12 protein-coding genes are annotated in these 12,049 nt (G+C 50.6%); 9 read left to right on the plus strand and 3 right to left on the minus strand.

Annotated elements, in window-relative coordinates:
- Window positions 1–19 precede the first annotated feature (19 nt).
- The 7 genes from ACU52_RS08090 (at window position 20) to ACU52_RS08120 (ending at window position 5,825) form a co-directional block, all read left to right on the plus strand.
- Window positions 20–1,174, plus strand: coding sequence for a 1-acyl-sn-glycerol-3-phosphate acyltransferase (locus tag ACU52_RS08090; RefSeq protein ID WP_053398425.1), 1,155 nt, complete (start codon window positions 20–22; stop codon window positions 1,172–1,174).
- An 18-nt stretch (window positions 1,175–1,192) separates the two neighbouring features.
- On the plus strand, window positions 1,193–1,864 hold the full coding sequence (locus ACU52_RS08095) for a NigD1/NigD2 family lipoprotein (RefSeq protein ID WP_053398426.1): 672 nt from the start codon (window positions 1,193–1,195) through the stop codon (window positions 1,862–1,864).
- A gap of 376 nt (window positions 1,865–2,240) precedes the next feature.
- Window positions 2,241–3,206 (plus strand): GIN domain-containing protein, encoded by a 966-nt coding sequence (locus tag ACU52_RS08100; RefSeq protein WP_053398427.1) that lies wholly within the window; start codon window positions 2,241–2,243, stop codon window positions 3,204–3,206.
- 160 nt (window positions 3,207–3,366) lie between these two features.
- Window positions 3,367–4,329: a GIN domain-containing protein gene (locus ACU52_RS08105; protein ID WP_053398428.1), complete on the plus strand. Its 963-nt coding sequence runs from the start codon at window positions 3,367–3,369 to the stop codon at window positions 4,327–4,329.
- A gap of 62 nt (window positions 4,330–4,391) precedes the next feature.
- Window positions 4,392–4,865 (plus strand): RNA polymerase sigma factor, encoded by a 474-nt coding sequence (locus ACU52_RS08110; protein ID WP_021854811.1) that lies wholly within the window; start codon window positions 4,392–4,394, stop codon window positions 4,863–4,865.
- Between the two features lie 23 nt (window positions 4,866–4,888).
- The gene (locus tag ACU52_RS08115) at window positions 4,889–5,401 is read left to right on the plus strand and encodes a hypothetical protein (RefSeq protein WP_053398429.1); all 513 of its coding nucleotides are present in this window, start codon (window positions 4,889–4,891) and stop codon (window positions 5,399–5,401) included.
- 13 nt (window positions 5,402–5,414) lie between these two features.
- Window positions 5,415–5,825 carry a DUF5024 domain-containing protein gene (locus ACU52_RS08120; RefSeq protein WP_082335216.1) on the plus strand — a complete coding sequence of 137 codons (411 nt, stop codon included), beginning with the start codon at window positions 5,415–5,417 and terminating at the stop codon, window positions 5,823–5,825.
- Between the two features lie 272 nt (window positions 5,826–6,097).
- Here ACU52_RS08120 and ACU52_RS08125 read toward each other — a convergent pair whose 3' ends face one another.
- The 3 genes from ACU52_RS08125 to ACU52_RS08135 form a co-directional block, all read right to left on the minus strand.
- Window positions 6,098–7,297: a GH25 family lysozyme gene (locus ACU52_RS08125; protein ID WP_053398431.1), complete on the minus strand. Its 1,200-nt coding sequence runs from the start codon at window positions 7,295–7,297 to the stop codon at window positions 6,098–6,100.
- Window positions 7,294–8,217: a hypothetical protein gene (locus ACU52_RS08130; protein WP_147630816.1), complete on the minus strand. Its 924-nt coding sequence runs from the start codon at window positions 8,215–8,217 to the stop codon at window positions 7,294–7,296. Before ACU52_RS08130 ends, ACU52_RS08125 begins: the two co-directional genes overlap by 4 nt.
- Before the next feature lie 106 nt (window positions 8,218–8,323).
- Window positions 8,324–9,625 carry an inositol-3-phosphate synthase gene (locus ACU52_RS08135; protein WP_021854806.1) on the minus strand — a complete coding sequence of 434 codons (1,302 nt, stop codon included), beginning with the start codon at window positions 9,623–9,625 and terminating at the stop codon, window positions 8,324–8,326.
- Window positions 9,626–9,711: 86 nt separating this feature from the next.
- Between ACU52_RS08135 and ACU52_RS15080 the strand changes: the two genes are divergently transcribed.
- Together ACU52_RS15080 and ACU52_RS08140 are read left to right on the plus strand one after the other, a co-directional pair.
- Window positions 9,712–9,954 carry a hypothetical protein gene (locus tag ACU52_RS15080; RefSeq protein WP_147630817.1) on the plus strand — a complete coding sequence of 81 codons (243 nt, stop codon included), beginning with the start codon at window positions 9,712–9,714 and terminating at the stop codon, window positions 9,952–9,954.
- 44 nt (window positions 9,955–9,998) lie between these two features.
- Window positions 9,999–11,171 carry a MalY/PatB family protein gene (locus ACU52_RS08140; RefSeq protein ID WP_053398433.1) on the plus strand — a complete coding sequence of 391 codons (1,173 nt, stop codon included), beginning with the start codon at window positions 9,999–10,001 and terminating at the stop codon, window positions 11,169–11,171.
- Window positions 11,172–12,049: the final 878 nt, after the last annotated feature.

Consider the following 12,049-nt stretch of genomic DNA (forward strand, 5'->3'; position numbering starts at 1 on the left):
AATAAAATTTTTTCGTACTATGAAAGTTCCGGTTGAGTTTGACGAGATACGGCCTTTTGAGCCGGAAGAGCTTCCTCAGGCTTATGAAAGGCTGCTGGCCAATCCGCAGTTCAGGAAGGTTATTGAGTTTGTTTTGCCCGGAGTGCCGTTTGAGATGATCGAGAAGAAGATGTACTCGTGCAAGACTAATTTTGAGTTCCAGTTGAATTTTTGCTATGCTTTCTTGCAGAAACTTGTCGATTCGTTCACGAAGGGCTTTTCGATGGACATTTCGTGCATAAGCGTCGACAGGCGTTATACTTTTGTGAGCAACCACCGCGACATAGTGATCGACCCTGCCTTCCTCGGCAAGGGACTTATCGACAACGGATTCAAGACCACCTGCGAGATAGCCATAGGCGACAACCTGCTGTCGCTGCCGTGGGTGAAAGACCTGGTAAGGGTGGTAAAGTCGTTCATCGTGAAGCGCGGACTGTCGCCCCGCGAGACGCTTGCCGCAAGCAAGGTGATGTCTGACTATATGTACTTCGTGATGGAGCAGAAGCACGACAACATCTGGATTGCACAGCGCGAAGGCCGCGCCAAGGACTCTGACGACCGCACGCAGCCGGCCATACTGAAGATGATGGCCATGGGCGGAGGCAAGGGCAGCGTGGTGGAAAAGCTGAAGAGGCTGCACATTGTGCCGATGGCAATATCGTATGAGCTCGACCCATGCGACTTCCTGAAGGCTCAGGAGTTTCAGCTTAAGCGCGACATTGCAGGCTGGAAGAAGTCGGCACAGGACGATGTAGTGAGCATGCAGACCGGAATAACAGGCAACAAGGGCCGCGTGCATTATCATTGTGCGCCGTGCATCGACGAATGGCTCGACACGCTCGACCCCGAAATGCCCAAGACGGAGGTGTTTGACGTCATTGCGGCACACATCGACCACGAGATTCACCGCAACTACAGGCTCTATCCGCTCAACTATGTGGCGCTCGACACGCTCGACGGCGGCACGGCTCATGCCGACAAATATACAGACGAGGACAGGGCTGCCTTTGAGAAATATCTTGACGGACAGATGGCCAAAATAAATATTGAGAACAAGGACGAGGCATATCTGCGCGAGCGGATGCTCACGATGTATGCCAATCCGGCCAGGAACTTTATAAAGGCTTCAGAGTGAGAATAAGACGGTTTTTTTATGCTGATGCCGCTCGTTGCACTGCTCATGGCGTGCAGCAGCGACAGCTATGACACGGGCGACGGCAGCCTGTCGTATATGGTGGCCGACTTTGTTGAGGCCGAGACCGACGCGTCGGCAAAGGTGGTGAGCATCGTAACCGACCGCGACGAGAGGCTCTGGCTTACGCGGAGCGTGAAGTTCGACTGGGCAGAAAAGCCCGACACGGCTTACCGTTCGCTTATATATTATAATAAGGTGAAGGACGGTAATGGGCAGTATGTGGCCGAGCCGGTGGGCGCGACGCAGGTGCTTACGCCTGCGGTTACGGCAACCGCCGACATAAAGGGAGGCATGAAGACCGACCCCGTGGTGTTCGAGAGTGCATGGAAAAGCCACAACGGCAAATACATCAACCTCGACCTGAGCGTGAAGACCGGCACCGTTGACGGCGAGTACGGCCAGCAGACGGTTGGCATGGCATGTGACGGCATTGACACGCGCACCGACGGCACGCGCCTTGTGCGCCTCACGCTGTATCACGACCAGGCATCAGTGCCCGAATACTATTCGGCCAAGCTCTACATGAGCATCCCCGTGGAGTATATCCCCATAGAGCTGTCGGCAGGCGACGAGGTGCAGGTCAGCATTGCCACTTACGGCGGTCAGGTTGTCAAGACCTTTGGGTTTTAACCGGTGACAGGCATAGCTACGGCATAAAGAAACATCTCAATAAACACGCTAAAGCGCCCACAGGCATGCTGCCGCTTGCCGGTATCCGCTGCCTGTGGCACGGCTTTTACGCCGGGCATATGGCATCAAGTTTTACGAAAGGCCACCTTTTGGATTCCGAAAGGTGGCCTTTTGCCATCTAAAAGGTGCCCTTTTGCAGGGCGAAAGATGGTCTTTTGCAACGCGTTGACAGTCAGATCGTTGCACACCCCGTTGCAAGGCGCATCACAGACGGATGCAAATTAATTCATGCCGGAATGAAAAAAAGTTAGTTTTTCATGTCACAAATGGCAACGTTCTGCGTACTGATAACAGAAGAAACATTAAAAATAAGATTATGATGAAGTTTAAGTTATATCTGTTTTCGGCAATATTGGCCGTAATGCCGTTCATTTCCGGCGGATGTTCCAACAAGAATGTGTCATACGAAGATGCCGGCACCGTGTGGTCAGGCCTGTTCTCAAACCATGATTCAAAGACCGTAAGAAAGACCCTGTCGCTGAAAAACTTCCACGGGATAAACGTTGTGAGCGCTGCCCAGGTGTACTATACGCAAGGCTCTGAATATAAGGTGGAGTTCGAAGGGCGCAGCTGCGACTTTAATAATCTGAGCTTCAAGGTGTCTGACGGAATACTTGTTGTTGGCTTCTCGAAGAAAAACAACTGGAAAGACATCGGCTCGCTCAACTGCAAACTTTATATCACGGCTCCGCGCATCGACCGCATAGCATGCAGCGGCTCGTTCTCATTCAGGGCAAAAACTCTGAAGACCGGCAGTCTGACCGTAAGCAACAGCGGCGCACTCAGGCTGTATGTTAACCAGCTTAAAACCGGCTCGTGCCGCATGTCAAACAGCGGCGCGCTGACAAACAACGGAGTTATAGACGCCGGCTCGTTCGACTTGAGCAACAGCGGAGCCTACAACAGCAGCGCGCAGATGAAGGTTTCAGGCGATATGAGCGTAAGCAACAACGGCTCTAACAGTATCAGCGGCGACATCGAGGCGCGCAATCTGTATTGGAGATGCTATGGCGCTGACAAGTGCGAAATAGGCATTAATGCCAAAAATGTTGATTTCTATATTGACGGTTCAGGGAAAATTAACGGAAAGTTCAAGGGCGACGTGATGAGCATAAAATGCAACGGCGCGGCAAAAGTTAATATGGATGTCGACTGCCTTAGCGTAACCGCCAGCGTAAACGGCACCGGAAACATAGCACTTTCGGGCACGGCCGACAAGATAGATATAGGCGGCAGCGGCATTTCGAGGATAGACACGAGCCGGCTGAACAACTTTGAATGACGTGTCGACTGGCTTGTCTGTCATTCAGGCAGATGCCGGTATGCGCAGCGTATAGCCTGCTCATGCGGCAGAAAAGATAGAAAAAGTTTGTTGTTTCATGTCACAAACGGCATAGTTTTGCGTACATATGTCAGAATAGAAACATTAAAATAAGATTATTATGAAGTTTAAGTTATATTTGTTCTTGGCATTTATCGCCTCAATTCCGCTCATCGCCTGCGGCTGTTCAAACAAGAATATGGCAGTGGAAAAAACCGGCATTAAGCTGCATGACAACTTTAAAGATTCTGATTCCGGAATTATAAAGAAGACCTTGCCGCTGAAAGACTTCCACGGAATAAACGTTGAAAGCTCTGTTGGTGTGTATTACACGCAAGGCTCTGAATATAAAGTGGTGTTTGAGGGAAGTGAGAATGCCTGGAAGGCACTTTGCTTCGACGTGCAGGAACAGACGCTTGTCGTGAAGTCTTCAAAGAAACCTCATGATGACGGGAATAAATCCGGTCTGTACAAGTTGTATGTCACTGCTCCTAATATCGACAGACTCAGTTGCTCCGGTTTCTTCTATTTTCATGCAAAAAGCATGAAGACAGGCAGCCTGACCGTAAACAACAAGGGGGCGCTGAATTTGGATATTGAGAATTTGAAGGCAGACTCATATAACATTGTTAATAAAGGCTTCATTACTAACAACGGCAGATTTGAAGTAGGCAAATTTGATGTGCAGAATTATGCGGCATATAGTTGCAGATCTGACCTGAAGGTTTTGGGCGACATGAACGTAAGCAACAAAGGTTCGGTTTATCTCTGCGGCAGTATTGAGGCAAATAAAATATTCTGGAATTGTCGTGGCGCTGACAATTGTGAACTTGCCATTAAGGCCAAGAATGTTGACTTCAACATCTCCGGATCAGGAGTAATTAACGGAAAATTCAAGGGTGACGGCATGAACATAAAATGCAACGGCGCGGCAAAGATTAATATGGATGTCGACTGCCTTAGCGTAACCGCCAGCGTAAACGGCAACGGAAACATAGCGCTTTCGGGCACGGCCGACAAGATAGATATAGGCGGCAGCGGCATTTCTAGGATAGACACGAGCCGGCTTAACAACTTCGACTGACATGGCGACTGCATGTCCGGCAATGCCGGCAGATGCAATGTTTGAGCAAAAATAGTGTTTAGATGACAGCAGACGAATTCGAAAAAGAGGCTCTAAGCCTCAGACCAGCACTTACGGCAATGGCCGCGCGATGGCTCGGTGGCACCGACTGTGCCGAAGACCTCGTGCAGGACGCCATGCTGAAGCTTTGGGCTATGTGTGCCGAGCTGCGCAGCCCTATGGCTCCGCTGGCTCGTGTGCTGGTGCATAACCTCTGCATCGACTATCTGCGACGTCATCATTACACGCTGAGCATCGACACTACCGATGTGCCTGACCTCAGTAATGCCTCGGCCGACATCGAACGGATAGAGCGCATGATGGCCATAGTGGGCACGCTGCCGCCTGCGCAGCAGATTATATTGCGCCTGCGCCATATCGACGGCATGTCGATGGCCGACATAGCAAGGCTTACGGGCGGAACCGAAGCTGCGGTGCGCAAGGCACTGAGCAGGGCCCGAATGGCCGTGAAAGAGCAGTATTTGCATAATATGTAACGACTTTATACATAACTACGGATATGAACGAACGTAAGATAAAAGAGATAGAAAGGCTTATCGGAAAATTCTTCGACGGAGAGACGACGCTCAGGGAGGAGCAGCGGCTGTACGAGTTTTTTGCCCGCCGCAGCGTGCCCGCCCGTCTTCAAGGCTATCGCGAAGTGTTTGCCGGCTTTGCCTCTATGCAGGCCGGAGAGCCCCGCCGTCTGAAGTTGCGCCGCGTGCTTATGCGTGTGGCAGCCGCGGCAGCCGTGGCGCTTATAGTGGTGTCTGCCGTGGTGGCTTATGCCGGCTATCGTGAAGACAGGCATCTGGCAAGGCTCTACGGCGGCAGTTATGTCATAGAGAACGGCCACCGCATAGACGATCTCAGCGAGATAAAGGACGACATAGAGAAGGCTCTCGACGATGCCGGACGCATAGAGCGCCGCATCAGTTCGGCAAATGTTGCGGATAATGCGGAGCAGGAGGTGCTCAACAGCATTGACGATCCGTCAGAGCGCAGGCGCATAAGCGAGATGTTGAACGATTAAAAATAATGTAACCATGATACGCAGACTGATTCTAATATTGTTTTTTACCTTAGGCACGCTGCTTGCCGCCATGGCCCAGAACAGCATCGACAGGCAGGTGGAACGCTATTCGGCGATAGGGCAGAGCAGATTTACGTCGGCAGTGGAGCGCGATCCGCGCACACGCAGGGTGCAGAAGGTGGTTAAGGTGCTCGAGCTTTACGACAAGGGTGTAAAGGCCCTCATTGATGCGTTCAAGGCTGAATCGTCCAACGGCGACTTCACGGAAAAACGCGACAGTAAGGGCCTCACGATGATTCTTACCACAAGCCGTCCGCGTCAGAACCGTGTCTATATGCTTAAATGCGACTCGCCTTACAGCTTCGGTGCGTACGCCGGCAGTTACGGACACGCAAAGGTTACGATAATAATAAGGTATAAATAAAAAACGCCCGTGGCCAATGGCTGCGGGCGAATATGTTTCTTTGGCCGCTGTCTTGCGGCAGGCATGCCGGCGTGGCATGCTTATTATGCTTTTGTTACAGTCTGATTAGTCTTACTCTCGACCAGAGATTCTGATTTCTTTATGACCGGTTCCGGGAGCTGTTTATGTCGTTGAGGCATCATATGGCCATGACATATCATGCTCTCGGAGCCGGTCTGGCGTTTGTCTTTCGGCGTCTTCTGCAGGAATCTCCATGCCGCCGCTTCACAAGTTTACTTTATTCTTTCGTTAATAAGAAACTGGTTAAACTGGTCGCGGTATCCGTTGAACACGTTGATGTCCACTTCGCCGGTTATTCCGCTAACCCTTCCGTCGGGGCACAGCTGCCAGAACACCAGTCTCACTTCGGGCTTATATTCGCCGTAGCGCGCTATCCACACCATGTAGTCGCGCATAAGGTCGGGCGCTTCGGGCAGATATTGGTTCACAAACTGCTGGCTGACATACAGTATGGGCTTCACTCCCGTGCGCTGTCTTACGATGTTTAGCCACGTGCGTATGCGGCTGAACATGGCTGTCGGACCGCCCATCGCCTTTACCTGCGACGGCGTTGGCTCTACGTCGAGCACCGGCGGGAAGTCGCCTTTGCTGAAGCGCGAGTGCTTCAGGAAGAAGTATGCCTGCTTCGATGCCTGCGAAGTGTGAGAGAAGAAGTGGTAGGCACCGCAGTGTATGCCGTACTTCCGAGCCTGCTGATAGTCGGACAGATAGTATGGATTGCGCACGCTCGTGCCTTCGGTTGACTTTATGTATACGAACGACACTTGGTAGTCTACGGTTCCGCTCACTTTCTTGCGGCTTATTTTCCCAAGGTGTGTTATGCGCACTTTGTTCCAGTGAATGGGATATTTCTTGCGTCCCTTGCCGTGCTGGTAGCGTGATATGTCAATGCCGTAAATCCTTTCGGCCGTGTAGGTCAGGCGCTCGCCGCGGAATTTTCCTGCCTTCCATTCGCCTGTACGGGCTTTTCCGGCAGCGCTCATGGAGCATCCGAAGCCGCTGTAGAGTCCGTCTTTCCAGTTGCCGTTGTAGAAGCTGCCGTCCTTGCCGAAGTATATGCCGTGGCCTTCTTCCACCAGTTTGCCGTTAAACTCGCCGATGTATGTGCCTGCCGAGTCGTTTCTGATGCCTCTGACAAGCGAGTCGGCTCTCCACATACTCGTCACTGTGCGTCCCAGCGAGTCGGTGGTCAGGCCCAGTCCGTCGCGCTTTCCGTCTTTCCATTGTCCGCTGTAGACTATGCTGTCCTTAAATGTCAGCACGCCATAGCCGTTGTATTTGCCGCCCGAAAGTTCTCCGCGGTAGCAGTAGTCGCCGTTCTTCACGACGCCCGTGCCATCGGGAGTCTTTACCGAGCATGCCGACATGAGCAGCATTGCTGCGGTTGCAGCTATATAAATAAGTTTCTTCATGGCAGCAAGTTTTTAAGTGCGAGGCCGAAGTTTCCCGTGCCTGTTATTCTTCCGTTATAGCTTATGCCCATCATGCGGCCGTCCGACGTATATATGGCAGCCCCGTCTGGAGCCAGCATCGGCGGAATGTCGTGTCGGCTTTTGCCCGTTGCCTTGCCGCTGAATGTGGTCGCCTTTGCCCCAATGACGTCATAGCGGCTGAGCATGCAGCCCGGATATGATGCCACGATGATGCCTCTTTCTGCATCTGTCGCAGGCGTAAACCACTGATGAAGATACGTCGGCGATACATTGTCGGGCGTTTGCTTGTCTGATGTCTGTATTATTCTGAATGGCTTTTCGCTTGCAGGAGTTATCGTGTTGCAGGCTATTCTTACGGTGTGTCCTGCCGTGTCTTTATGCAGCAGGGTGTATTTGCTCACCAGTCTTATGGCTGCATTTTTGCCCGTTTGGGCTTTCCTGATGATTTCCAGGGCTTTTTCGGCCTGTTCTTTCTGCTGTTTCAGCCGTCCGTCAAGATAGGCCATCGTGTTGTATCCGTCGTCGTTTACGTTGTGGACGCTCAGATAGTATCTCAGTTCCTCGTCCTTTTTGCTTAGCGATTTTATAGCACTTTCAAGTCTTTCGGCCGTGTTCTTTATCACGTTTCCGATGTTCTTGTTTGCAGCTGCCAGTGTCTTGTAGGCCATGCTGTCTGGGTCGGTTGTCAGAATCATGCCGTGACACGACGGCATGAAGGCATACTTGTTCACCCAGCAGCCGTTGATTATGCTCCGCTTGGTTACCGACGAGTCGGCCGAAAGCATGATGTTGTCAGACATGCAGCTGTCTGTCAGCGCGTCGAACCATGCCACGGGCTTGCCCGAAACCGTGAGTTCGTAGTAAGACTTGTGCTCAATCAGCGCTGCCCCGCGTTCCATCTTTTTTGTTGAGCGCGGCATTAATGACATGACGTATATAACAACTACAATCGCCACCGGCACTGCCGGCAGCGATTGTAAGATTATACGTGATGTTCGCTTTCTGTTAGTCGATTTCTTCATCAGCCTCGTAGCCTCCCATCTCGCGGATTGCATTCTTCAGCATTGTGTACTGCTTGAACAGGTCGTTTACGGCCTCTTCGCCCTTTGTATAGTCGTGCATAGGGCTCTTCAGGTAGAAGCTGAGGAAGCGCTGTATGCCGTAGCGTCCGGCTCTTGCTGCCAGGTCGCTGAGCAGACAGAGGTCGAGCAGCAGCGGAGCTGCAAGGATAGAGTCGCGGCAGAGGAAGTTTATCTTTATCTGCATCGGGTAGCCCATCCATCCGAAGATGTCGATGTTGTCCCATCCTTCCTTGTTGTCGTTGCGTGGAGGATAGTAGTTGATGCGCACCTTGTGGTAGATGTCGCCATACAGGTCGGGCTGTTTGTCGGCTTTGAGTATTGTTTCGAGTGTAGACAGCTTGCTCACCTCCTTTGTACGGAAGTTCTCGGGCTCGTCGAGCACAAGACCGTCGCGGTTGCCGAGAATGTTGGTTGAGAACCAACCGCTCATTCCGAGGCAGCGTGTACCGATGATAGGAGCAAATCCACTCTTGACCAGTGTCTGTCCTGTCTTGAAGTCCTTGCCGGCGATAGGCATCTTGGTCTTCTCGGCCATTTCCCACATTGCAGGTATGTCCACAGTTGTGTTAGGAGCACCCATTATGAAGGGAGCGCCCTCTGCGAGTGCGGCGTAGGCATAGCACATAGACGGTGCGATGTGCTCGCGGTCGTCTTCCTTCATTGCTTTTTCAAGAGCGGCGAGCGTGCCGTGTACCGGCTCATATACAGGTACATAGATTTCGGTAGATGCAGCCCAGATAACAACGATTCTTGCGCAGCCGTTTTTCTCCTTGAACGAGCGTATGTCCTCGCGCAGCTGTTCAACCATTTCCCAGCGTGTGGCAGCGTCTTTCACGTTGTCGCCGTCGAGTCTTTTGGCATAGTTCTTGTCGAAGGCAGCCTTCATCGGAACTATCTGCTCAAGCTCTTCACGCACGGGGTTGATGTCTTTCTCCTTGAGCACCTCGGCATACATTGCTGCCTGATATGCGTTTTGGGGATAAACGTCCCATGTACCGAATACGATGTCGTTGAGGTTAGTAAGCGGAACGATGTCTCCGTATGCGAGATATTTCTTGTTTTCGCCTTTTCCGACGCGTATTTTGTCATACTGTGTCATTGAGCCTACAGGCTTTGCAAGTCCTTTGCGGGCCATCAAAACACCGGTCATGAATGTTGTGGAAACGGCTCCACAACCGACCACTAAAATACCCAGTTTACCTTCTGCAGGTTTTACGTTTGCCATTTCTGTTTCTTTTTAAAAATTTTTATTATTGTTTTTTATAATCAGTTCCTTTCGTTTGAATTGTGCAAATGTAATAAAAACTTTTTATGATTTATTGGTTTTTATATATTTTTGTATACTTTTCGTTGATTTTGCCTTATTATGCCGTAAAAAAGGTATATGCGGTTTGGTTTTTCTTTTGTAATTTTGTGGCGGCATTGAACAATGCTTACAAAAGGCTTTGCCGTTTATGGCATGTCTTTCTTGGGGCACCGGCTGTTTGTGCTGCCATGCAGGCGGAGTCGGTGCCATGCCGCAAGGGGTGTCAGTGGCCCGTTCCGGGCGTCTGACAATGAAGCCCCTGCATAGTTTACACCTTATTATATTATATGTTATGGCTAAATTTAATTTTGACGAGATAGTCGACCGAAGAGGGAGCGACTGTGTTAAATGGGACGAGACAGATGTCGACGGCATGCTGCCGATGTGGGTGGCGGATATGGACTTCCGCACGGCTCCTGCCATAATCGAGGCGCTGCAGCGCCGTGCCGCTCATGGTGTGTTCGGTTATGAGCATGTGCCCCAATCTTATTATGCGGCCGTAGTTGGCTGGTTTGCCCGCCGTCATGGCTGGACTTTCCGTCCCGAATGGATCATTTACACTACGGGAGTGGTGCCGGCTGTGTCGGCTGTCATCAAGGCCGTTACCGTGCCGGGCGACAAAGTGCTGGTTCAGACGCCCGTCTACAACTGCTTCTTCTCGTCTATCCGTAACAACGGATGCATAATAGAGGAGAACAAGCTGGTTTATTCCGACGGAACGTATTCTGTTGATTTTGAGGACTTTGAGCGCCGCGTGGCTGATCCTTCGGTAAAGGCTTTCTTGCTTTGCAACCCTCATAATCCGGCAGGAAGAGTGTGGACGCCCGACGAACTGCGCCGCATGGGCGAAATATGTCTGCGCCACGGAGTGTTCGTTATTGCCGACGAGATACATTGCGACATAGTGATGCCGGGTTATAAGTATACGCCTTTTGCATCGCTGTCTGACGAGTTTCTTGCAAATTCGGCCACATGTACGGCCCCGACTAAGACGTTTAACATTGCCGGACTGCAGATAGCCAACATCATAGCCGCCGATGACACTGTCCGTAAGAAGATCGACCGCGCGATAAATATCAACGAGGTGTGCGATGTCGGTCCATTTGGCGTGGTGGCTCTTCAGGCTGCATATAATGAGAGCGAAGGCTGGCTCGACGAGCTTTTGCCGTATATCAAGTCTAATTATGATTACCTTTGCGACTTCTTTGCTGCTCATATGCCTATGCTTAAGGTGCTTCGTCTTGAGGGCACTTATCTCGTTTGGGTAGACTGCACGGCGCTTGGCCGCACGTCTTCAGACATTATCAGCGAACTGAAGGACGGCGAAAAGCTGTGGCTTAACGGCGGAGATATTTATGGAGAAACCGACCGGCCGTTTGTCCGCATAAACATAGCTTGCCCGAGAGCAACGCTTGTTGACGGACTTAACCGCCTGTTACATTATGTAGAGCGCATCGTTAAATGATGCGCTCTTTTTGTATATGTTCATGGGCTTTTGGCGTTTCATTTTCCTGTTTGCGTAAGTTTCAGAAAGGGTAGCTTTTCTTTCCTTTTTCAAAAGTTATGCTTTTGCGTTCCGTTTGTTATCCTTTTATCGTGTAAAAGGTATGCTTTTGTCCCCTAAAAGGTGCCCTTTTGCAGACAGCCCTCTGATTGGTGTGTTTTGCACTTGGCATAAAGCCGGCTTAAAAAGCCTATAACGTCCATTCTGTCAGCGTTTTATGGCGTTGCTGACTGCCCGTATGGCTTGCCGCACAGCCTTGTATTAATCCTGCCGTTTATGAATATATCTGCTTCATGACAGGCTTGACCATAGCTTTGGCTGTCGTAACCGGCATCCGGCCGGCTGTTTTCTTCCTTTGGAATTCAAACACCTTTAAATTCTGCCATCGGTCTTTGAATTTTGCCATTCTCGTATGATTCTCATCCATCTTTGCCGGTTTTATTTCCCGTTCCTGTGTCATAAGTCTGCTTATTTCTTTTGTAAAATATAATAATGTGAATGGTGTAAGATTGTCACTCAATATGTAAACGACTGTTAAAATGTATCTAAAATTAAAACTTTTTTCAGAAAACATTTGGCGGTTTGGTGAAAACCCCGTACTTTTGCATCCGCTTTTGAGAGCTGACGCTCCCTGAGCACTGAAGAAAGAGATCTTTGAGATACTGAAATATACAGAGACAAGAGTAGTACAAGAAACATCCTGCGGACATGTTCTGCAGGGAGGGTAAAGAATGAAAACCGTTCAATTTCTGCCGTGATATATATAATATGTATCTGCGGTCAAATACTACCGGATGGCGTTCTGAGCGACAGACTAACTGACACGGCCTTCGGGCTTC

This window comes from Xylanibacter rarus, from assembly GCF_001275135.1.
GTDB lineage: Bacteria > Bacteroidota > Bacteroidia > Bacteroidales > Bacteroidaceae > Prevotella > Prevotella rara.